The sequence below is a fragment of the Thermoanaerobacterium sp. RBIITD genome, from assembly GCF_900205865.1.
In the GTDB taxonomy this organism is placed as follows: domain Bacteria; phylum Bacillota; class Thermoanaerobacteria; order Thermoanaerobacterales; family Thermoanaerobacteraceae; genus Thermoanaerobacterium.
Genome location: NZ_LT906662.1, coordinates 934974 through 959118, shown reverse-complemented (window position 1 = coordinate 959118; position 24145 = coordinate 934974). Strand labels below are relative to the sequence as shown.

Here is a 24145-nt window from a genome sequence, read left to right as displayed (position 1 = left end):
TGTATCCATGCTTGTATATTAACATATTTTATTAGCGAGATTTTGTAGTTGGGATTATAATAGTTAACAATTAATTTAAACATTAAAAAATTTTTTAATAGTATCAAAAATAGCATTAAAATATTTATTAAGTTTTATTATTTTAAGAATAAAAATATTAATAATAGAAATTTAACAGATATAATTTTATAAATATAAAAATCTAAAATTAAAATGAGAGGTGCTTATAAATGAGATTTGACGGTGATAAAGTTGATGAAATAAAAATAGCTTATATTGGAGGAGGCTCAAGAGGATGGGCATGGAGATTGATGTCAGACCTATCTTTAGAACAATCTCTTTCAGGGACTGTATATTTATATGATATAGATTATGAAGCAGCCAAAACAAATGAAACTATTGGTAATAATTTAAAAAGTCAGTGGTTTTATACAGCTGTAAATAATATAGAATCAGCATTAAAAGATGCTAACTTTGTTATTATTTCAATATTACCTGGTACTTTTAATGAAATGGCATCAGATGTCCATACTCCTGAAAAATATGGAATATATCAATCGGTTGGTGATACAACTGGTCCTGGAGGTTTATTTAGAGCATTAAGAACAATTCCAATATTCGTTGAATTTGCCAATAAAATAAAGGAATATTGTCCAGATGCATGGGTAATTAACTATACTAATCCAATGGCTTTGTGTGTCAGAACTCTTTATAATACATTTCCAAAAATTAAAGCATTTGGATGTTGTCATGAAGTGTTTTCTACACAAAATTTGATAGTAAAAGCTGCTAAGGAAATTGAAGATATTGAATGTTCAAGAGAAGATATAAAAACAAATGTGCTTGGAATTAATCACTTCACTTGGATAGATAAAGCTACTTATAAAGATATTGATTTAATTCCTATATATGAAAAATTTGTAGATAAATATTTTGATACAGGATATGAAGGGGAAGTAAGTTGGCAAAGTAGTTATACTAGTTCGGCTAATAAAGTAAAATTTGATTTATTTAAAAAATATAGAATTATAGCAGCAGCAGGCGATAGACATTTAACTGAATTTGTACCACAATTAGGTTATCTAGAAAATCCAGAAACAGTAAAAAAATGGAAATTTCATCTTACTCCAGTATCTTGGAGAATAAAAAATAGAGAAGAATTAATAAAGAAAAGTCAAAAGATGGCAAAAGGAGAAGAAAATTTTAAGATATCACCATCTGGTGAAGAAGGCGTTAAACAAATTAAGGCCCTTGTTGGTTTAGGAGATTTAATCACAAATGTCAATCTTCCAAATTATGGTCAAATTAAGGGAATAGAAAAAAATATAGTCGTTGAGACTAATGCATATTTTACAAAAGATAGAATTAGTCCAGTTATTTCCGGGGAATTACCTGATACAGTAAATATATTATTAGCACCACATATTATAAACCAGAAAATGATTATAGAAGCTACAATAAAAAAAGATAAGGATTTAGCTTTACATGCCTTATTAAATGATCCAATGGTTAGAAAATTAACTTATAATGATGCAAAAAAATTATTTGATGAAATGTTTGAGAATACTAAGGAGTATCTAAAGAATTGGTAATTAAAAGAATAAAAATGCTTTGTAAATTTGTATGCTATAAATGAGAATTTAAATAGATAAAATATATTTGCTTTCATTATTTAATAATTAGATAATTTAATTTATACTTCCAAGAAAAGGAGCCGTTTACAGGATGGGGACAGGTAATTCCATGTTTTTTTACTAGTAAAGTTGCTGTTGCTAATTATGCGTATTCTGGTAGGTCTACTAAGAGTTTCATAGAAGAAGGACGACTCGATTATATAATAAATAGAATAAAGGAAGGAGATTACCTTTTTATACAGTTTGGTCATAATGATCAAAAAGAAGATTCACGTCATACTGAACCTTATTCAACATATAAAGAAATGTTAAAAGTATATATAGATAAAGCTAGAGAAAGAAGAGCTATTTCTGTTCTAATTACACCCATGCATAGACGTTTTTTTGATGAAAATGGCAAAATTATTAACACTTTAAGGCAATATCCCGATGCCATGAGGCAACTAGCAAGTGAAGAAGATGCATTTTTAATAGACCTTAATGAGAAAAGTGAAAGGCTTTTTAATTATTATGGCCCTGATGGAACAAAAAAATTATTTATTTATGCATCTCCCGAAGAATATAGTGATTATCCTAATGGTATTGAAGATAATACACATTTTAGTGAATTTGGAGCATACGAGATAGCACGCTTAGTAATAGAAGAGATAAAAGATAAGATAGTGTCACTAAGGAGTTATATCAAGCTGTGAGGTGTGAAATAAAAAGGTGAAATGAATAATATTACAAATTTATCAAAAGATTTTCAAAATCCTTCTTATAAGTATAGTCTTGTACACTGGTGGATATGGTCAGGTTCAATGAGTGAGAAAAGAATTTGTAATGAACTTGACGAAGTACAGTCGTTGGGGATAAGGCAGGTACTTATAGGAGCTGGATATGGAGTTGTACCGACTTATCTAACATATGAATGGTTTAAAAAAATTCAGTTTGCAATTAATGAAGCAAAAAAAAGAGATTTACGGATTTGGATAGCAGATGAAGGTAGTTATCCTAGTGGTTTTGCTGGTGGGGAATTTACTAGAAAACATCGAGAGCTTTGCATGAAAGCACTGGTATTGGATGAAAAAATAAAAGTAAAAGAAGGTACAAAAATAATAAGAGCGCTTAAATCTAATACTATTGGTGTATTGGCTGTAGAAAATGAGACAAATCAGGTTATATTACTTGATACAGGAAATGGAAAATTAGATTGGATAGCACCAAAAGGATATTGGAAAGTTATGATAGTTAAATGGGAATATGTTACGTCACCTACTAGATATGTTCATCATCCAACTGGGGCTAAAGATACCACTTATTCTTTATGTGATTATCTTGATAAACGTGCTACTTGTCAATTTATTTATGATGTACATGAGAAATATAAAAAATATATAGGAGAAGAGTTTGGCAAAACAGTCCTAGGTTTTTTTGGAGATGAACCGGATTATAGCATTGAAGGTATACCATGGACGAATAGTATTTTTGATATATTTGAGAGAGAAAAGGGTTATGATATAAAGCCTTATATACCATATTTTTTTTCTCCAATTATTTCAGAAGATGTACGAAAGGCAAAAGCTGATTATTGGGACGTATGGTCATTATTGTTTCGTGAAAATTTTTTTAAGCCTCAAGTAGAATGGTGTGAAAAAAATAATCTTAAGTATATTGTACATCTAAACCATGAAGACATGCTTATGCAATTAATACAAAGTGAAGGGGATTTTTTTAGATGTATGCGATATGTGCAACTTCCAGCTGTAGATGTTATATGGCGTCAGATATGGATGGATAAAATTGCGGATTTTCCTAAATTAGCTTCTTCAGTTGCACATTTATATGAGAAAAATAGGGCATTTAGTGAAAGTTTTGCAGTATATGGTAATGGTCTTACTATTGAACAGGCAAAATGGGTAATAGATTATCAGGCCGTACGTGGCATTAACTATTTCTTAACAACAGAATTCGTGGATAAGGGAAAAGAAAATCCCCAATCAGTTAATTTTCCCGTTATTATAAAATATATAAATAGGATTTGTTATCTTTTGTCGTCAGGTAAACCTTCAGTACATATTGGAGTGTATTTTTCGACATTAAGTATGTGGCTTGAAGATAAAGAAGCATTAGAAGATGTGTTAGATATATCAAGGGAATTATTAGAACATCAGATGGACTTTGATTTTGTAGATGATGAGAGTATTTGTTTGGATTTAATATCAAAATATAGTTGTATTATTATACCGAAAATAAGTGCTATATCACAAAAAGTATATGGACATTTACGTGATTTTGCTTTAAAGGGCAAAAAAGTCATTTATTTAGGGGATAAACCACCTTTAATAGTAGAAAGAAATTTTCTTGATTCTTGCTATTATGCTGATATGACGTTCTTTTTATGGAAATCTACAACAGAAGAGTGTATCAATACTATAAAAAGATTACCATTTTTAGATGTTAAAATTAGTGATTATTATCCATCTATTAAGTACGTTCATAGACAATTAGAAAATATAGACTTTTATTTCTTTTTTAATGAAAAAGAAATAAAAATTTCAACAAATGTATTAGTTAAAGGTACTGGTAATGTACAGATATGGGATGCAGAAATAGGTGAAATAAAGGCTATCAGTTCTACAACAGTAGAAGATAAATATGTTAAAATACCTCTTATATTAGAACCTTTTGAATCAAAGTTTATAGTTATAGGGGAAAACCTCCCTATGGTAAAAGATAAAGAATTTCTTATTAATGATGGGCAAATAGTAATTGATTTATCGAATGATTTATGGTTTATAAAAATAGGCAATGATGAAATAGAAAATTATCTTATGAGCTGGCAACAATTTGGTTATCCTAATTATTCAGGTGCAGTTTATTATTACAAAGAGTTTAATCTGCCTGATAATATGCTTAAAACACGTAATAGGTATTTTCTTGAATGCGATCAAGTGATGTATTCTATTCGAGCTTGGCTGAATGAAAAAGAATTAGGTTCACGAGCGTGGAGACCTTACAGATGGGATATTACCGATTTATTAAAACCAGGTAAAAATTCAATAAGATTTGAAGTTAGAAATACGCCTGCATCAAAAATATTGGGTGATACTAAGGTGGCAGAAAAGTTAAAGAAAGAATCTAATAAAAACTTTTATCTAGCAATGACAATGAAATTTGATAGTGAAATGATTTCTTCAGGATTATTGGGGCCTGTAAGAATCATGGCATATATAAATGAAAATTAAGTTAAACAATAAATATTTGATAGGTATTTATGTTATATAACAGCATTATGAATCATTAATATATTCACAATTAAATATGAAGTAGAAGTTAAAACAAAACTAAATATATAAAACTACTTGTAAAGTTACATAAATGCAATACCAAAATATTTAGAAATGAGTTGAGCACATTGCTTTAATAAAATTTATAGATTAATTTAAGTACGACATAAATAATAAGACTACAAAATTAAATAAAGGGAGGGAAATAAAATGTTTAAGAGAACTTTTATGCTTACTATGATTATACTTGTTTTTGTACTTCCGACATTATCACTAGGAATGGTGAAACAGATTAATTCAAAGGAGGAAATCACAAATAATATGGTAGAAATGAAACGACAGATGGAATATCTAGATAGAGGGTTAATAGCTGTTAAAGTAGATAATGGAGTTTACTTAAGTTGGCGATTGTTAGGTACCGAACCTGATAATATTTCTTTTAATGTTTATCGCAATGGAAAAAAAGTTAATCATTCGCCTGTAATTGATAGTACTAATTATTTAGATCATAATGGTAGCTTAAATTCAATTTATTATGTTCGTGCTGTCGTCAATGGTAAAGAAATGAAACCTTCAGAGAAAGTAAAAGTGTTAGATAAAAACTATCTTTCAATTCCTCTTAAAAAACCAGCAGACGGAATTACGCCAGATGGTGTATCGTATACTTATAGCGCAAATGATGCTAGTGTTGGTGATTTAGATGGTGATGGTCAATATGAAATCATACTTAAATGGGATCCTTCAAATTCAAAAGATAATTCTCAAGATGGATATACAGGTGATGTATATCTTGATGCGTATAAGCTTAATGGAAAATTTATGTGGAGAATTGATTTAGGAAGGAATATACGTGCAGGTGCACATTATACTCAATTTCTAGTTTATGATTTTGACGGTGATGGAAGAGCTGAAATTGCTTGTAAAACCGCTGATGGAACTATTGATGGTACAGGTAATATAATTGGTGATCCTAATGCTGACTATCGTAATGAGAAGGGACGAATACTTTCGGGACCGGAATACCTTACCATATTTGATGGAAAGACAGGAAAGGCATTGGCAACTACAGATTATGATCCACCTAGAGGCAATGTTTCAGATTGGGGTGATAACTATGGAAATCGTGTAGATCGTTTTTTGGCAGCCGTTGCTTACCTTGATGGAAGAAGGCCGAGTTTGGTAATGGCACGTGGTTACTATACGAGGACGGTTCTTGTAGCATATAATTGGAGAGATGGTAAACTTACAAAATTATGGAGATTTGATAGCAATGATCCAGGGAATTCAAAATATGCAGGACAAGGTAATCATAATTTAAGCGTAGCAGATGTTGACAACGATGGAAAGGATGAAATTATCTATGGGTCGTGTGTGATTGATGATAATGGAAAAGGACTTTATAGTACAGGTTTAGGACATGGTGATGCTATGCATGTAGGTGATTTAGATCCAAGTAGACAAGGACTTGAGGTGTTTCAAGTTCATGAAGTACCATCAAATGATGGTATAGAATTACATGATGCTAAAACAGGTGAAATAATTTGGGGTTTACCTACAACCAAAGATACAGGACGAGGCTTATCAGCAGATATTGATCCTAGATATCAAGGAGAAGAGATGTGGGCAGCTGGCCCGTATGGTTTATATAATTGTAAAGGTCAAAAAATCAGTGATAATAAACCTTCATCAGTAAATTTTGCTGTATGGTGGGATGGAGATTTACTTCGTGAATTACTTGATTCAAATAGAATTGATAAATGGGATTATATTAATAATCAAACTATTAATTTATTTATTGCAGAAGATTGTACCTCAAACAATGGTACAAAAGCTACACCTTGTTTGCAAGCAGATATATTAGGTGACTGGAGAGAAGAAGTTATTTGGAAAACTGCGGATAGTAATGAACTTCGTATTTATACAACTACAAGTATTACTAATCATCGTATATACACGTTGATGCATGATCCAGTATATAGATTAGGGATTGCATGGCAAAATGTAGCGTATAACCAACCACCACATACAAGCTTTTATCTTGGTGAGGGCATGTCTACTCCACCAAAACCAGATATTTATTTAGTTTCTAATAGGGAGACTAAATAGGTGGGGAAAAACATTTTTAAATTATGCCACAGGAGTATATTACTCCTGTGGCTATAAATTAAAATATTATAACTTGGAGGCTAAATATATGAATGATGTAAAATTAAAGTGGTTAAATAAGCCTATAATTAATGAAATAGGCACAACTTGGTGTATTCCATGGGAAAAAGGTAAATTAAATGATTCTTCGAATATAATAATTACTGATAATAATGGCAATTTAATTCCAACGCAAAATTGGGTTCTTTCATATTGGTCTGATGGTTCTATTAAATGTACTGCTCATGCAGCTGTAGTTAGTAAAGAAGTTGGAGATGAGATATATGCGCATATAGCTATAAATGAATCACAAACTAAAAACTCTAATGTTATTAAAATATTTGATGAAAATCAATATATTGATATAGATACAGGAGCTATAAGGTGTAGAATTAATAAGTGCGGAAATAAAATTATTGAATTTATAAAAGCACAAGGTAAAGAAATATGTAGTGGGATAAAAAATATATGCATTACACAAAAGGAAAATAGTTTTTTAGGTTCAAAAACAATAGTTGAAGATGAGCTTGAAACAGAGATAATAAGTTCAGTGGTTGAGCAAAGTGGTCCAATACGGTGTGTAATAAAAATAAATGGTAGGCATTTGCGAAATACTCGGATGAAATTTGATAATTCAACTTTTAAACAAGGATGGCTACCTTTTGAAATAAGACTTTATTTTTATGCAGATTTAGCTACTATTAAAGTAGTTCATACATTTATTTATAATGGAAACCCAAATCAAGATTTTATAAAAGGGTTGGGTTTTGAGTTTATCAAAAAAATGAATTCACCTTTGTACAATAGATTTGTAAGATTTGGAGGGGATACAGGATTATTTTGCGAATCACCAAAAAATTTAATAGATATATTAAGGGTAGAAAAATACTATAAATTATTTCAAAAACAATTAAACGGTGAGATAATTGAATTTAATAAAAATGAAGATAAAGAGTATCTTGAAGATTTATATCACACACCGGAATGGAATGATTTTTTATTACAACAAGATTCTTCTGAACATTATGTCATAAAAAAAAGGACATCTTCTAACTGTGCATATATAAAAGCTGCGGAAGGAGAAAGATCATTAGGCTTTGCATATGTAGGTGATTCAAGTGGAGGTATTGGAATAAGTAAAAAAGATTTTTGGCAGAAGTATCCTTCTGCATTTGAAGTGAAAGATATTACTACCCAAGAAGCTACATTAAGAATGTGGTTATGGTCCCCTTTTGGAGAAGTTATGGATTTGAGGCATTATGATGCAAAGACGTATACTTCATCATCTTATGAAGGTTTTGATGAGATTAGAAGTACACCTTATGGTATAGCGAATACAAATGAATTTTACATTTACTGCTTTGATGCGATGCCAACAAGTGAGGAATTATTGGATTATGCTAAAAATGGGACTTATACTCACATATTTGTTAGCAATCCAGAGTATTATCATAAAACAGGAATATTTGGTGTATGGGGCATGGCTGATTTGAATAATTCAAAAAAAGCGAAAGTAGAAGAATTATTAGCAAAGATGGTAGAGTTTTACATCGAAGAGGTTGATAGAAGAAAATGGTATGGATTTTGGAATTATGGTGATATTATGCATAGCTATGATACGACAAGACACACATGGAAATATGATGTAGGTGGTTATGCATGGCAGAATACAGAACTTGTTCCTAATATGTGGCTATGGTATATGTTTTTAAGAACTGGACGTGCTGATATATTTAAATTAGCTGAAGCAATGACAAGACATACATCGGAAGTTGATATGTATCATTTGGGTGAATATAAAGGTTTAGGTTCAAGGCACAATGTAATCCATTGGGGATGTGGTTGTAAGGAAGCTCGAATAACTATGGCACATCTTCATAGATTTTATTATTATCTTACAGCTGATGAAAGAATTGGAGATATAATGGAAGAAGTTAAAGACATAGATCATACAGTTGTGAATATGGATCCTATGAGAACTTATTTTACAAATGATAAAGAACACAAAGTCCATATTAGAGTCGGACCCGATGTTATGGCATTCTGTTCAAACTGGTTTGTAAGATGGGAAAGATTTAAAGATGAAAAATATAAACAAAAAATAGTTAGTATAATAAATTTTTTAAAAAATAATCCTGCTGCTTTTATATCTGGGGGCGTATTTGATTATGATTGCGACAAAGTTGAACTGAAATCTATTGAATATACGGGTGGAGCGAATTTTGTTTTTTGCTTTGGAAATCCATTTGTCTGGTTAGAAATTGCTAAAGACTTTGGAGATAAGGAGTTTGAAAGATTACTTGTCGAACAAGGTTTGTTTTATACAGATTTTAAACTAAATAAAGATAAGATATTAACAAGTTGGGGAGTTCCTAATAATGGATTTAAACTAAACATATTTAATTTAGGAGTAGCAGCCATTGCGGCAAAGTTGGAAAATATACCTGAACTTGCTGAGATTGTTTGGGACAATCTATTAAACGTTGATAAAAACTTTTGGATAAAATTTCTTTTAAATAAAACAGAATATTTTTCTGCTATGACAATAAACACAAATGTAGAGATACCTTTTATTTCGACAAATACTGTTTCGACATGGTCTTTGAATGTTATATTAGCTTTAGAGTATATAGGAGATTTTCTATAAGTGAATAGAGGTCAATTAGAAAGGGTGGGAAAATTTGCAAGATGATTTAAAAATATCTTTTAATTCTCCTGCAATTGATTGGAACATAGCTATACCAATTGGTAATGGAAGATTAGGAGCGATGGTTTATGGAACTATAAAAAGGGAAATTGTACAACTTAATGAAGAAAGTATTTGGTCAGGAGGACCATTAGAAAGAATTAATAAAGATGCAAAAAAGTATTTATCTAAAATACGGGAGCTTATTTTAAATGGCCAAATTAAAAAGGCTGAAGAAATATCATTATTTGCGTTAACAGGAACTCCGCCAAGTCAAGGACATTATGAACCATTGGGTTTTCTGTATATAGATTCTAATATTGATGAAGATAGTGTAAAGAACTACAGACGTGAGCTGGATTTAAAAAATGCGATTGTGAAAGTCGAATATAAAGTAGGAAATGAAAAGTTCACAAGAGAATATTTTGCTTCGTATCCGGATGATGTAATTGTAATCAAATTAACATCGAGTAAGGCAAATAATCTTACATTTAAAATAAATCTCAGAAGAGAAAAAGATAAATACGTAGATAGAAGCGGACATATAGGAGACGATACTATTTATATTGAAAAGTCAAATGGCGGAAAAAATGGCTTGTCATTTTGCGGTATGGTTAAAGCGGTAGTAGAAGATGGAAAGGTTTATTCTATTGGTGAAACATTAATTGTGGTAAATGCGACTACTGTTTTTCTCTTAATTTCGTCAATGTCGACATATAGGGAAATTGACTACTTTGAGAAAACTTTAAAAACTCTTAAAAATGCAGCAAGAAAAGGATATAATAATCTTTTGCTAGATCACATTGAAGATTACAATAAACTCTTTAATAGGGTCTCATTTCAACTTGGAAATAAGGATGATAACGCAAATAAGATAGATATAGATATATCTGAAAGATTGCAGCGTTTAAAAGATGGTGAAATTGATTTAGGACTAATTGCATTGTATTTTCAGTTTGGCAGATATCTACTGATTTCGAGTAGTAGAAAGGGAAGTTTACCATCAAATTTGCAAGGTATATGGAATAAGGATATGATGCCGTCCTGGGATAGTAAATATACAATTAATATCAATACAGAAATGAATTATTGGCCTGCTGAGATATGTGATTTATCAGAATGTCATTTGCCATTGTTTGACTTGATCGAAAAGATGAGAAAAAGAGGAAGCAAAACAGCAAAGGAAATGTATGGCTGCAGAGGTTTTTGCGCACATCATAATACTGATATATGGGGCGACACAGCACCACAGGATGTTTACATGCCGGCAACTTATTGGCCAATGGGTGCTGCTTGGCTATGTCTTAATATATGGGATTACTATGAATATACAGGTGATATTGAATTTTTAAAATCTCATTATAATACTATGAAAGATGCAGCACTATTTTTATTAGATTATATGATCGAAGATAAAAATGGACATTTAGTTACGTGTCCATCTTTGTCACCAGAGAATAAGTATGTATTACAAGACGGAAATGTTTGCTGTTTGACTTATGCGCCAACAATGGATATTCAGATAATAAAAGCTCTATTTGAAAGGATAATAAAAACTGCTAAAATCCTGAATGAAGACTTCGATTTTATTAAAGAATTAGAAAAAGCAATGAGTAAATTGCCTCATATTCAAATAGGTAAATATGGACAAATTCAAGAATGGATAGAAGATTATGAGGAAGCAGAACCTGGGCATAGACATATTTCACATTTGTTTGGATTATATCCGGAAAGCCAAATTACAAAGGAGAAAGATCCTGTGCTTTTTGAGGCAGCTAAAAAGACTCTTGAAAGAAGACTTTCATTTGGTTCAGGCCATACAGGGTGGAGCAGAGCATGGATTATTTGCCTATATGCACGTTTGAATGATGGAGAGAAAGCATACCAAAATATTTTAGAATTACTTAAAAACTCTACTCTCCATAACTTGCTAGATAATCACCCACCATTTCAGATTGATGGGAATTTTGGTGCAATTGCTGGAATTGCCGAGATGTTATTACAATCTCATGATGATATATTAGAAATATTGCCTGCGTTGCCACTAGAGTGGGAAGATGGATGCATAAGTGGGTTGAAGGCTCGAGGTGGACATAAAGTTAGTATTGAATGGGAAAACAGAGTTTTAAAGGTTTTAACTATCGAACCAGGCTTTACTAATAAAGTTTATATTAGATATAAAAATAAAACAACCGATGTAAATTTTGATGGAATTGAAAAGGTGAAATTAGATAGCAATTTAAAAATTATTAAGCAGTAGAAAATAAAATGTATAGGTGAAATCATAGGTGATAAATTGAAGGTACGAATATTAAATGTGTTTAAAGTTTGTATATTAAAGTAAAAAAATTTATATTTTGAAGGAGGAAAATTTATGGGAGAGTATAAGCCAATAAGCGAAAAATATCCACACTTTCTTCATGGTGGAGATTATAATCCAGATCAGTGGTTAGAGTATCCTAAAATTTTAGATGAAGATATAAGATTGATGAAATTAGCCAATTGGAATGTGGTAAGCCTTGGTATATTCGCTTGGGCTGCTTTAGAACCAGAAGAAGGCAATTATCAATTTGAATGGCTGGATCGTATAATGGACAAGTTGTATGATAATGGAATATATGTCATACTTGCAACACCTAGTGCTGCACCTCCGGCATGGCTTGTGCAAAAGTATCCAGAAATAGCGAAGGTTGATTCAAATAGAGTAAGGCATCTCTTTGGAGGCAGGAAAAATTATTGCTTTACATCACCAATATACAGAGAAAAAGTAAGAAATATTAATAGAAAACTTGCAGAGAGATATAAAGACCACCCAGCATTAATAGCTTGGCACATATCAAATGAATACGGCAATGATTGTCATTGCGATTTATGTCAAGAAGCATTCAGAACTTGGCTTAAGAAAAAATACGATAACGATATAAAAAGATTAAATCATGAATGGTGGAGCTACTTTTGGAGCCATACATTTACAGATTGGTCCCAGATACAAACTCCATCACCACACGGTGAAACAACGATACATGGATTAAACTTAGATTACAAGAGATTTGTAACAGATCAGACGATAGATTTTTTTAAAAATGAGATTGCACCTTTAAAAGAGTTGACACCAAATATCCCTATAACGACTAATTTTATGGGGACTTTTCCGGGACTTAACTATTGGAAATTTGCAAAACATCTTGATGTCATATCATGGGACAGTTATCCAACTTGGCATGGAAACGAAGAGGATTGGGTAGTTGCATATAAAACAGCATTTGTCCACGACATCAATCGCTCCCTTAAAGGTGGACAGCCATTCATGCTGATGGAGAGCACACCAAGTGTTACAAATTGGCAACCTGTTTCAAAATTAAAAAGACCAGGAATGCATGTTTTATCATCAATACAGGCAGTTGCCCATGGAGCAGATACTGTTCAGTATTTTCAATGGAGAAAAAGCAGAGGAGGATTTGAAAAATTTCATGGCGCAGTAGTAGATCACTGTGGACATGAAAAAACAAGAGTATTTAAAGATGTTAAAGAAGTAGGCGAAATACTAAAAAGGTTAGATCCTATTATAGGTACATCTGTAAAGCCAGAGGTGGCCATAATTTACGATTGGGAGAATAGTTGGGCAATAGAAGATGCAAAAGGCCCAAGGCAAGAAAAAAAGGATTATCTTTTGACATGCCAATCGCACTATAGGCCATTTTGGAGTAAAGGTGTTCCGGTAGATGTAATTGACATGGAAAATGATTTTAATAGATACAAGCTATTAATAGCTCCAATGCTTTATATGTTAAAGGATGGTGTAGTTGAAAGAATAAAACAATTTGTAAAAAATGGTGGAACTTTTGTAACGACATATTGGAGTGGCATAGTAAACGAAAATGATCTTTGTTATTTGGGTGGTTTTCCTGGACCTCTGAAAGAGGTATTGGGGATTTGGAGCGAAGAAATAGATGGATTGCACGATAAAGATGAAAATTGTGTAGTTTTTAATGAAACTAATGAATTAGGCATTAAAGGTGAATATAAAGCAAAAGAGCTTTGCGAAATTATTCATCTTGAGGGAGCAAAAGATTTAGCCAAGTATAAAGAAGACTTTTATGCAGGTTATCCTGCAGTAACTGTCAATAACTATGGCAATGGGAAAGCATATTATATAGCATTTAGAAATAACGATGATTTTGTCGATGATTTTTATGGCAAAATAATTGAGTTCTTGAATATAAAAAGGTCGATAAACTGTGATTTACCAATTGGAGTTACTGTTCAAGAGAGAACAGATGGCAAAAGGAAATTTGTATTTTTGTTAAATTTCACACATGAGCAAAAAGTAGTAAATATAAAAGATATGAAATTTTCTGATTTGTTGTCAGGAGATATGATAAGCCAAAAAATAACATTGACACCATATGGGTTTAAAATACTTGAAAGATTATAATTTGCGACAATACATTAAGGAGGTATTGTTATGAACAATAATAAATTATCATCTGAACACATACACAATGAAGATTATGATGCTGATTACCAAATAGTGCCGGCCGATTGGAAGTCGATGATAAATACGGCTTCGAGAAAAACAGAAAAATTAGATGGTTTGTGGAATTTTGCAATAGATATATATGATTCTGGTATAAGAAATAAATTTTTTGAAGAGATTACAAAAGATGATTTGGGAAGAGATATACCAGTTGACTTTAATTTTGATGAATGGGAAAAAGTTAAAGTACCTTCAAATTGGAATATGGTGAAAAAAGAATATCTTTATTATGAAGGAACAACATGGTATACAAGAAAATTTACATTTTATAAAGGATCACCTGATGAGAGAGTTTTTTTAAAAATTGGAGCTGCTAACTATGAGTGTAGAATATGGTTAAATAAAAAATTAATAGCAAGACACATAGGTGGATATACTCCCTTTTTTGTAGAGATTACTGATTTTTTAGAAAAAGAAAATAGAATATTGATAATGGTAAACAATACAAGAGTTAAAAATGGTGTACCTGCTTTGAATACAGACTGGTTTAATTATGGAGGAATATATCGTTCAATTGAATTAATAAGGGTACCTAAAGATTATATTAAGGATTTTTATATTTATCTTATTCCAAATAGCAATTTTAACCGCATTCATGTTTCAGTAGAAATAGATGGCGAAAAAACAGATGATTGCAATTTAATAATTCCTGAGCTTGGTTTAGAAAAAGATATAAAGATAGATCCAATAACAAAAAAAGGAGAAATTGAATTTGAAGCATTCCCAATTCTTTGGTCACCGGAAAACCCTAAATTATATCAAGTGCAGTTAAAGTATAAGAATGATAAAATTAATGAAGAGATAGGTTTCAGAGAAATTAAAACTTTAGGTACTAAAATTCTATTAAATGGCAAAGAAATCTTTTTAAAAGGTGTTTCAGAACACGAAGAAAGTATTATAAATGGACGAGCTGTTTCTGAGGAAGAAATAATTGAAAATCTTAAATTAGTAAAAGAGTTAAATGGAAATTATTTTAGACTAGCACATTATCCTCATAGTGAAAAAGAGTCTAGATTAGCTGACAAACTAGGAATATTATTATGGGAAGAGATTCCAGTATATTGGGCAATAGACTTTTCTAATGAAGAAGCCTATGAAAATGCTTATAATCAACTAAGTGAGTTAATTATTAGAGATAGAAACAGAGCAAGCGTAATAATTTGGTCAGTCGGTAATGAAACTCCTAATACTGATGAAAGACTAAACTTTATGTGCAAATTAGCTAAAAGATGTAAAGAGCTTGATTCCAGTAGGCTTGTTTCAGCTGCATGTCTTGTAAATATAGAAGAGCTAAAAATAGATGACAAATTGACACAATTTTTAGATATAATAGGAATAAACGAATATTATGGCTGGTATGACAGAGATTTTAATAAATTAAAATTGATTTTTAACAATAGTAATCCTAAAAAGCCAGTTATAATTTCAGAAATGGGTGGTGATGCATTAGCAGGACATCATGGTACTGTAGATGAATTATTTACAGAAGAGTGTCAAGAGAATATATATATTCGCCAATTTGAGATAATTGATAAAATAGATTATATTAAAGGCGTATCTCCATGGATTTTGTTTGATTTTAGAACTCCTAGAAGATTAAATCAATTTCAAAGGGGATTTAATCTAAAAGGTTTATTAGCTATTGATAAGAAGTACAGAAAAAAAGCTTTTTATATAGTTCAACAATATTATATGAATAAATAGAAAATTAACAAAAGGAGAGAAAATAATGAAAGTAAAGTTTAATTATTATCCAGGTGGAAAGAGAAAGGCGTTGACAATGAGCTACGACGATGGACAAATCTTTGATAGGAAACTAATTGAAATATTTAATAAATACGGGATCAAAGGGACTTTTAATTTAAACTCTGGTAATTTTGATAGGGAACCTTTTATAAATAGTTCTGAAATAAAAGATTTATATAAAAATCATGAAGTTGCAGTTCATTCATTAAATCATCCATATTTAACTTTAATTCCTTTAGAAGATTTAGCAGAGCAAATATTAGAAGATAGAAAGAATCTCGAAACATTAGTAGGTTATCAGGTACGTGGCATGGCATACCCTTTTGGCGATTATAATGATATACTAATGAAAAGCCTTCCATCGTTTGGCATTGAATATTCTAGAACGACAATATCAACGAGAGGTTTTAAATTGCCTAATAATTTTTTAGAATGGCATCCAACATGTCACCACAATCAAGATTTAATAGAAAAGTGGAAAGAATTTAAAAATTCAAATGATAAAAGACAGATGTTATTGTTTTATGTGTGGGGACATAGCTATGAATTCAATAACCATAATAACTGGAATGCAATAGAAGAATTTTGCAAAATGGCATCTTCTGACGAGTCAGTGTGGTTTGCTACTAATATTGAAATAGTGGATTATATAAATGCTTTAAAGAACTTGAAGTTTAGTGTTGATCGTAAAATAATAACTAATCCATCATCAATTCCGGTATGGATTGATGTAGATGGTGAATCAGTAAAAATAAATTCTGGTGAAACTGTTTATTTTAAGTAAGATATTAATGTAACAATTATTTTTTTGAATATATAGTTTAAACTAAAAGACATAATATGAATTAATTTATACAATAATTAATATAGCAAAAATATTATATGAATTAATTATTGTGTATGAAGTTAATAAATGACTTATGAATATGTATATTACAATTATTTGATGGGTGGTAAAAAATTGACTTTAAGAGATGAATTTTGTCCTCTGTATTCTTTAGAAAAACTATATGACACATCTATACGTTCAATGGGTTTCGAGCTATATGATCTATCAGATTTTAATCAATGGAAAGCAGAACTTAGAAAGAAATTGATAGAACTTTTAGGTGGTTTTCCTGAACGGTCTCCTCTAGAGCCACAGGTAATAGAACTTAAGGAATTCGATAATTATACAAGGAAAAAAGTAGTATTCGAAAGCGCACTATATATCGATGTACCAGTTTATGTATTAATACCTAAGGATATAAATGGGAAGATACGTGGTGTAGTTGCATTATACGGACATGGTTATGGTAAAAATGATGTGGTTGGATTATAGGAAGATGGTAAAGAACGTTCTGTACCAGATGGCTATGAAGGTAATTTTGCTTTAGAAATTGTAAATCGAGATATAGTGGTTATAGTACCTGATCAAATAGGATTTGGTGAGCGACGTGAAATAGAGGATATACAACATGGATATGATACAAATTCATGTCGAAAATTAGCTTTTTGGGCTCAATTATTGGGTAAAACAGCTATTGGAATGCTAGTTTGTGATGTAATGAGATCAATAGATTATCTTAATGGTTTACCACAATTAATTAATGATAATATAGGATGTATAGGTATATCTAGTGGAGGAGCTACGGCCTTATTTGCAACAGCACTTGAAGAGCGAATTAAAGTTGCAGTTATTAGTGATTATTTGAATACATTTAAAGATTCTATTATATCTGTTCGATATTGTGAATGTAATTATATACTAGGAGGAGATATAAATGGATAAAAAAGCAAAAATGACTTTGGACAAAGATTTTAAAATCAGTAAAGTAGATGAACGAATTTACGGGTCTTTTATAGAGCATTTAGGACGTGCTGTTTATGATGGCATTTATGAACCTGGACATAAAGAAGCAGATGAGATGGGATTTCGAAAAGATGTACTAGAACTTGTTAAAGAATTAAAAGTTCCAATTGTACGTTATCCAGGGGGAAATTATGTTTCTGGTTATAATTGGGAAGATGGTATAGGACCAAAAGAAAGCAGACCTAAGCGTTTGGAATTAGCATGGAATTCATTAGAAACGAATCAGATAGGAATCAACGAATTTGCTGAATGGGCAAAAAAAGCTAATACAGATATTATTATGGCTGTTAATTTAGGAACTCGTGGAATTGATGCTGCTAGAAATATTGTAGAATATTGTAATATTAAAGAAGGTTCATATTGGAGTGATTTAAGAAAATCGCATGGTTATAAAGATCCACATAATATAAAATTATGGAATTTAGGTAATGAAATGGATGGACCATGGCAGATAGGCCATAAAACTGCAGAAGAATATGGACGTATTGCATGTGAAGCTGCAAAAGTAATGAAGGTTGTAGATCCTACTATAGAATTGGTTGCATGTGGTAGTTCAAATAGTAGTATGCCTACATTTGGACAATGGGAAGCAACGGTTCTTGAACATACTTATGACTATATAGATTATATTTCTTTGCATACTTATTATGGTAATGAAGAAAATGATATTGGAAATTTTTTAGCTAAATCACTAGATATGGATGCATTTATTAAGGCGGTTATATCAACAGCTGATTATGTAAAAGCAAAAAAGAGAAGTAAAAAAACAATTAATATTTCTTTTGATGAATGGAATGTATGGTATCATTCTAGAGAAAATGATAAAAAGGTAGAGCCTTGGACTGTAGCTCCACCTCTTTTAGAGGATATATATACATTTGAGGATGCTTTACTTGTAGGATGTATGCTTATAACCATATTAAAACATGCAGATCGTGTGAAGATAGCTTGCCTTGCTCAACTTGTTAATGTTATTGCACCGATAATGACAGAAAAGGGAGGAAAAGCATGGCGTCAAACAATCTATTATCCTTATTTGCATACTTCAATTTATGGTAGAGGTCATGTATTAAATTCTATTATTAATTCACCAATTTATAATAGTAAAGATTTTAGTGATGTCCCTGTTTTAGAGTCTACTGCAGTGGTTAATGAAGATAATGATGAACTTACAATATTTGCAGCAAATAGAGATCAAGAAGATTCATTGTTGTTAGAATGTGCAATTAAAGGTTTTGACAATTATAAAATAGTAGATCACATAGTACTTGAAAACAATGATATTAAAGCAACAAATACAAAAGAAAATCCTTTTAATGTTGTACCTCATAGCGCTAATGACGGCGTAATTGAAGATGGTTTAGTAAAATTTTTATTACCAAAATTATCATGGAATGTTATTCGTTTATCAAGAGAAAATTGATATTTATTATTATAGCCAAAAGAATAATATTAATGAATGTGATGATTTTGGCATAATGGAAATTATTAGCTTTAAAACGGAATTTTAAGAGATATAAATGCAGTGAAGAATTTTATTATTTATAATTACAGCAATTGTTTAACAGAAGGATTAGTAAACAAATTAAAAATGTTGAAAAGACAAATGTATGGAAGAGCAAATATAGAAATTTTATAAAAAAAATTAATCTTAAGTCAGTCATAATAATACATAATATTTCATTTTTATAAGTATAAATAATCTTTATTAAGGTTAATTGCTTTTCACCAAATTTACGGGAGAACCACTTTTCACTTGACAAATACAATCCGATTTTTACTGGAAATTATAGAGAAAAAATTGCATAATAATAGCATGCTTTTTATAATAGTTTTATCAAAAAATCAAAAAAAGGATGCTTAAGATGAATAAAAGTTATTTAAAACAATTTTGCAGATATAGTAGTAACAGATGCGCTATTTTATAAATCTAGCTGGATAAAAGAAATTCTTTCTAAAGGAATTGATGCGGTAGTAAGAGTAAAGGATAAATAGCTCCTAATTGTAAAAGATGTACTATCTTTATTTAAAAGTAGCGAGAGTGATAAAAAATGGACTACAAATCATGGAAGTAAAAAATATATAAAATTTAAAGATTGGAATAAAGACAATTTTGAAATGACAGATTCCAAAATAAAAGTAAAATTCTTAAAGTATATAGAAGAAATACATACTGAATATAAGGAATAACTTAAAGAAGGATGGATTATAACAATAAATAAATATATCTTAGCAAAAAATTATGGAAGATAATGCATAAAAGATGGGATATAGAAAACAATGCTTTTCATCAATTAAAGACAGAATGGCATTTAAACCATTGTTTTCTTCATAGTCCTACAGGCATAGAAACAGTTCAATGTTCATGATAATAACATTTAATCTAATGTAATTATATTTTTTTTAGATGCATACTAGGCTTTAGAAAGAAACGAATGTTACAAATAGACATTATTGAGGATATAAGAGACGAAAGACTAATTATAGAAGATAATGGGATAACCCATTAATTATAAAGACCTAATAAAAAATTAGAAATTAAATGCTAGAATTTCATGGAGTAAGGGGATTGCAACTAAAATTGTGACCTAATAATTAATTGGTTTTCCAATACTCTAAGTAAATTCAAAATGATACAATTCCAGTAAAAATATCTGTTATCTATTTATTCTAAATACTTTAATATTTTCATATACTGTGATATACTCATATTAAATTCATCTCATGTTAATTGCATACAAATCTGAAACAAAAGGGGGGTAAAAATACGGATAGTGTATTAATATTATGGATAACCATAATGGTTGCAGGAATTATTATTGATTTAATAACAAGCAATTTTATTTTCTTTAATTTTTCAATCGGTGCATTTTTAGCTATATGTGCATATTTACTGGATTTAGAATTAGTAATACAGATATCTATATTCCTTATTGTTGGAAGTTTATCGCTTATTTTAACTTATAAATATATAAGGAAGGCTTTTAAAAATATACCCAAAACATATCCATATGAAGATAACTATATTGGTAAAAAAATTAATATCAACAATAATATTGAAAAAGAGGGGCAGGTGTTTTTTAACGGGATATACTGGACGGTTCAGACTGAAACTCCTTTAAAGGAAGGTGACATTGCAGTTATCACTGGACTTTCAGGCAATAAATTAATTGTTAAGAGATTGGAGGAAGAATAATGTTTGTCGCACTGTTGATTTTATTACTATTAATTTTGATCGCTGTCATAGCATCATTAAAAGTTGTTCAGACAGGCTATGTATATGTTATTGAAAGGCTTGGACAATTTTACAAAGTATTGGAACCGGGCTGGCATTTTGTGATACCTTTTGTTGATTACGTGCGTGCAAAGGTATCGACAAAACAGCAAATCCTTGATATTGAACCACAAAATGTTATAACAAAAGATAATGTTAAAATTTCGGTTGATAATGTCATATTCTACAAAGTCATGAATGCGAGAGATGCTATATACAATATAGAAAATTACAGGGCTGGTATAATATATTCTACAATTACAAACATGAGAAATATTATTGGTGATATGACACTAGATGAAGTTTTATCAGGAAGGGATAAAATTAATGCTGTACTTTTGAAAGTAATAGACCAGCTGACAGATGCATATGGTATTAAAATACTTTCAGTTGAAATAAAGGATATAACACCGCCTGATGAGATAAGGCAAGCAATGGAAAAGCAGATGAAAGCAGAGAGAGATAAGCGTGCAGCTATCCTTCAGGCAGAAGGTGAAAAGCAAAGTGCTATAGCTATTGCGGAAGGTCAAAAGCAGGCAAAGATTCTTGAGGCTGAGGCAGAGAAAGAAGCAAACATAAGGCGTGCAGAAGGTTTAAAACAATCTCAGGTATTGGAGGCAGAAGGTAAAGCAAATGCTATCGAGGCAATAGCAGAAGCACAGGCGAGAGCAATAGAGTTAGTCAATAAAGCAATTATTGATTCTGGCACAAATGAAACTGTAATAGCATTGAAGCAGATAGATGCGCTGCAGGAAATGGCCAAGAATCCTGCAAATAAGCTTATAATACCTGATAAATTAGTTGATACACTTGGAAGCATCTCGGCAATAGCTGATTTAATTAAAAAACAATAAAAGATGTTGAAGCCCCTTATAGATTATAAGGGGTTTAATATTTCACATATTGAATAAATAAAAATATGATATAGTATATGAAGTAGAATTAATAAAAATAATTATTCTGAAAAAGATTATGAGAATTGGCCTGAAGATGAAAGAATTGAGCTTATTGATGGTCAGATTTATTTGATGGCTCCACCTTCAAAAATTCATCAAGAGATGTCAATGTAATTATCTAATATTTTATAAAATTTATATTATGTCAAAGTGGGAAATGTAAGATTTATACAGCATAAAAAATTAGGTTTTTAAAAACATTTTTGTTAAAATTAATACGTGAAAAAATTAAAATATTAATTGGAGGGATATTAATGGGTATTAAAGAAGTACCATATGATATGTACATAAAAGAGGTTAATCAAAAGCTTACTTCAAGTGGAATATTTTTGACAACTAAAGCAGATAAATTGAATACTATGATAATCGGCTGGGGAGGTATAACTTATTTTTGGGGTAAGCCAATATTTGTTGTTGCTGTGAGAGAATCTCGATTTACACACAATCAAATAGAAAAATCAGGTGAATTCACAGTTAACATTCCTTTAAATGAAGACTTAAGGAAAGCAATAGCTTTTTGCGGAACTAAATCGGGAAGGGACTATGATAAATTTAAGGAGTGCAACCTAACGGCTGTTCCTTCACAAAAGATTGAAACACCTGTAATAGGAGAATGTTCTTTACACTACGAATGCAAAGTCGTATATAAACAGGATATGATTAAGGAAAATCTTGATGCGAATATCGATAAAAAATGGTATCCTGACTATCATACTATGTATTTTGGCGAAATCGTAGCCTGCTATATAGCTGAGAATTAATGCCTATATAAAAGTGGCTTGATTTTATTGAATATATATTTTATTTTAAGTTTTAGGGCTTGATATATCAAGCCCATTTATATTTTATCCCAATAATGCAAATAAGAATACTCCATAAAAGACACCACCAAGCAAAAGTATAAAAGGACTTATATATTTTCTTCCAACTACAAAAACCAAGTCAATGTATGAAGAAAGCAGTGCCAATATTGTTGTAAGCAAAGTCAATCCAGATAAATTCCATGGTGTAAAAATCATTCCAATTGCAACAGGTACTGATGATTGAAATACCATTGCACCTGTTATGTTTCCAAGTGCAAGGGTGTCCTTTTTTTGCCCTATCCAAAGGATTGAATTAAGCTTTTCTGGTAGTTCTGTCGCAATAGGTGTAATTATGAGAGAAAGGATTGCCGGAGGTACACCAATTACGGCTGACAACTGCTCAGTATACTTGATAAAAACATGTGCACCGTATGCTATACCAAATAATGCGAAACAAAGCTGAATTACTATCAGTTGAAATGATACATTAAGTTTTAAATACTTTGAAAGATACAGTTCACCTACATTGTCACATGCTTCGTGTTTTGATGAAAATGTATGCGCAATATATAATGCATATGATAGGATAAGCAATGTAGCGACAACACTTTTTATGCTTACATATTTATTTATGAAAGATGTTACTATAGCTATTGAATATATAACGATGAAATATGAGATATCCCTGTAAAATCCACTTAATGAAGGATTCATTGCAAGATTTCTTTTTCTAAATAATGCGTATATTATGACAGATGCGCCTGTAACTAAAAACCCCAATGTCGATAGCATAAATGGCGCACCAACAATTGCACCAACACCTATCTCATCGGATGTTTGACCTTTATGAAATACAATTGCGATTATAGGTATGATGGTTTCTGGCATGGCGGTACCTACAGCTGCAAATATACTGCCAATTACACCCTGGCTAAGATGAAGCTTTTTTCCTAACCACTCAACTGCATTTGTGAAACAAATGCATGAGATTAATATTAATAATAAGCTCATTGAAACCATTATTACCAAAAAGGCCAAGATTAACAGCTCCTTTTTTATAAATAGCCATAATAAATTATAATTGAGCCTTCCTTTTTATATGACTAAAATTTTGATTGACATTTTTCTTAAAAAAGTATATTATATAGTTAGGAAATGCACTCGGTTGCACATAAATTAACTTACAATTTAGATATTTAAGCTTTAGCGTATTTTTTACCAACGGTATTTTTTTAACCGAAAG

15 protein-coding genes and 2 pseudogenes are annotated in these 24145 nt (G+C 30.7%); 16 read left to right on the top strand and 1 reads right to left on the bottom strand.

The features are described 5' to 3' along the window. Nucleotides 1–230: 230 nt before the first annotated feature. The 16 genes and pseudogenes from CPG45_RS04525 (at nt 231) to CPG45_RS04455 (ending at nt 22860) form a co-directional block, all read left to right on the top strand. Nucleotides 231–1592, top strand: a complete 1362-nt coding sequence (locus tag CPG45_RS04525; RefSeq protein ID WP_096230827.1) for a family 4 glycosyl hydrolase — start codon at nt 231–233, stop codon at nt 1590–1592. 134 nt (nt 1593–1726) lie between these two features. Further along, nucleotides 1727–2326 (top strand): annotated as a pseudogene (locus CPG45_RS04520) (rhamnogalacturonan acetylesterase); the annotation flags it as partial. A 21-nt stretch (nt 2327–2347) separates the two neighbouring features. Then, a complete protein-coding gene (locus CPG45_RS04515; RefSeq protein WP_096230825.1) occupies nt 2348–4861 on the top strand; it encodes a glycosyl hydrolase in 2514 nt (837 codons plus the stop codon). A gap of 252 nt (nt 4862–5113) precedes the next feature. After that, complete coding sequence (locus CPG45_RS04510; RefSeq protein WP_172856477.1) at nt 5114–7009, top strand: rhamnogalacturonan lyase; 1896 nt, start codon at nt 5114–5116, stop codon at nt 7007–7009. Between the two features lie 88 nt (nt 7010–7097). Next, complete coding sequence (locus CPG45_RS04505) at nt 7098–9695, top strand: exo-rhamnogalacturonan lyase family protein (protein ID WP_096230824.1); 2598 nt, start codon at nt 7098–7100, stop codon at nt 9693–9695. A gap of 34 nt (nt 9696–9729) precedes the next feature. After that, complete coding sequence (locus CPG45_RS04500) at nt 9730–11994, top strand: glycoside hydrolase family 95 protein (protein ID WP_096230823.1); 2265 nt, start codon at nt 9730–9732, stop codon at nt 11992–11994. Between the two features lie 114 nt (nt 11995–12108). Next, nucleotides 12109–14169, top strand: a complete 2061-nt coding sequence (locus CPG45_RS04495; RefSeq protein WP_096230822.1) for a beta-galactosidase — start codon at nt 12109–12111, stop codon at nt 14167–14169. Nucleotides 14170–14199: 30 nt separating this feature from the next. Further along, a complete protein-coding gene (locus tag CPG45_RS04490; RefSeq protein ID WP_096230821.1) occupies nt 14200–15975 on the top strand; it encodes a glycoside hydrolase family 2 protein in 1776 nt (591 codons plus the stop codon). A 25-nt stretch (nt 15976–16000) separates the two neighbouring features. After that, on the top strand, nt 16001–16801 hold the full coding sequence (locus CPG45_RS04485; protein WP_096230820.1) for a polysaccharide deacetylase family protein: 801 nt from the start codon (nt 16001–16003) through the stop codon (nt 16799–16801). 129 nt (nt 16802–16930) lie between these two features. Then, on the top strand, nt 16931–17338 hold the full coding sequence (locus CPG45_RS17370) for an alpha/beta hydrolase family protein (RefSeq protein ID WP_231969003.1): 408 nt from the start codon (nt 16931–16933) through the stop codon (nt 17336–17338). 75 nt (nt 17339–17413) lie between these two features. Next, entirely contained in the window at nt 17414–17788 is a 375-nt protein-coding gene (locus CPG45_RS17365) for a dienelactone hydrolase family protein (protein WP_231969001.1), read from the top strand. Next, nucleotides 17781–19292, top strand: coding sequence for an arabinosylfuranosidase ArfA (gene arfA / locus CPG45_RS04475; protein ID WP_096230819.1), 1512 nt, complete (start codon nt 17781–17783; stop codon nt 19290–19292). The genes CPG45_RS17365 and arfA overlap by 8 nt, the downstream gene beginning before the upstream one ends. A 1377-nt stretch (nt 19293–20669) precedes the next feature. Beyond that, nucleotides 20670–21065 (top strand): NfeD family protein, encoded by a 396-nt coding sequence (locus tag CPG45_RS04465; protein WP_096230818.1) that lies wholly within the window; start codon nt 20670–20672, stop codon nt 21063–21065. Next, the gene (locus CPG45_RS04460) at nt 21065–21997 is read left to right on the top strand and encodes an SPFH domain-containing protein (protein WP_096230817.1); all 933 of its coding nucleotides are present in this window, start codon (nt 21065–21067) and stop codon (nt 21995–21997) included. The genes CPG45_RS04465 and CPG45_RS04460 overlap by 1 nt, the downstream gene beginning before the upstream one ends. 87 nt (nt 21998–22084) lie before the next feature. Beyond that, nucleotides 22085–22207: pseudogene (locus CPG45_RS18440) on the top strand (Uma2 family endonuclease); the annotation flags it as partial. Nucleotides 22208–22353: 146 nt separating this feature from the next. Then, the gene (locus CPG45_RS04455; protein ID WP_096230816.1) at nt 22354–22860 is read left to right on the top strand and encodes a flavin reductase family protein; all 507 of its coding nucleotides are present in this window, start codon (nt 22354–22356) and stop codon (nt 22858–22860) included. Between the two features lie 84 nt (nt 22861–22944). On the opposite strand, the gene CPG45_RS04450 is transcribed toward CPG45_RS04455, so the two are convergent. Further along, a complete protein-coding gene (locus CPG45_RS04450; RefSeq protein ID WP_096230815.1) occupies nt 22945–23940 on the bottom strand; it encodes a sodium:calcium antiporter in 996 nt (331 codons plus the stop codon). Between the last annotated feature and the right edge of the window lie 205 nt (nt 23941–24145).

What these genes read in the sequence shown, in the direction of transcription:
- CPG45_RS04490 (WP_096230821.1), top strand. Translation starts at nt 14,200, where the DNA reads ATGAACAATAATAAATTATCATCTGAACACATACACAATGAAGATTAT.
- CPG45_RS04505 (WP_096230824.1), top strand. Translation starts at nt 7,098, where the DNA reads ATGAATGATGTAAAATTAAAGTGGTTAAATAAGCCTATAATTAATGAA.
- CPG45_RS04515 (WP_096230825.1), top strand. Translation starts at nt 2,348, where the DNA reads ATGAATAATATTACAAATTTATCAAAAGATTTTCAAAATCCTTCTTAT.
- CPG45_RS04525 (WP_096230827.1), top strand. Translation starts at nt 231, where the DNA reads ATGAGATTTGACGGTGATAAAGTTGATGAAATAAAAATAGCTTATATT.
- CPG45_RS04510 (WP_172856477.1), top strand. Translation starts at nt 5,114, where the DNA reads ATGTTTAAGAGAACTTTTATGCTTACTATGATTATACTTGTTTTTGTA.
- CPG45_RS04485 (WP_096230820.1), top strand. Translation starts at nt 16,001, where the DNA reads ATGAAAGTAAAGTTTAATTATTATCCAGGTGGAAAGAGAAAGGCGTTG.
- CPG45_RS04465 (WP_096230818.1), top strand. Translation starts at nt 20,670, where the DNA reads ATGGTTGCAGGAATTATTATTGATTTAATAACAAGCAATTTTATTTTC.
- CPG45_RS17370 (WP_231969003.1), top strand. Translation starts at nt 16,931, where the DNA reads ATGACTTATGAATATGTATATTACAATTATTTGATGGGTGGTAAAAAA.
- CPG45_RS04455 (WP_096230816.1), top strand. Translation starts at nt 22,354, where the DNA reads ATGGGTATTAAAGAAGTACCATATGATATGTACATAAAAGAGGTTAAT.
- arfA (WP_096230819.1), top strand. Translation starts at nt 17,781, where the DNA reads ATGGATAAAAAAGCAAAAATGACTTTGGACAAAGATTTTAAAATCAGT.
- CPG45_RS04460 (WP_096230817.1), top strand. Translation starts at nt 21,065, where the DNA reads ATGTTTGTCGCACTGTTGATTTTATTACTATTAATTTTGATCGCTGTC.
- CPG45_RS04495 (WP_096230822.1), top strand. Translation starts at nt 12,109, where the DNA reads ATGGGAGAGTATAAGCCAATAAGCGAAAAATATCCACACTTTCTTCAT.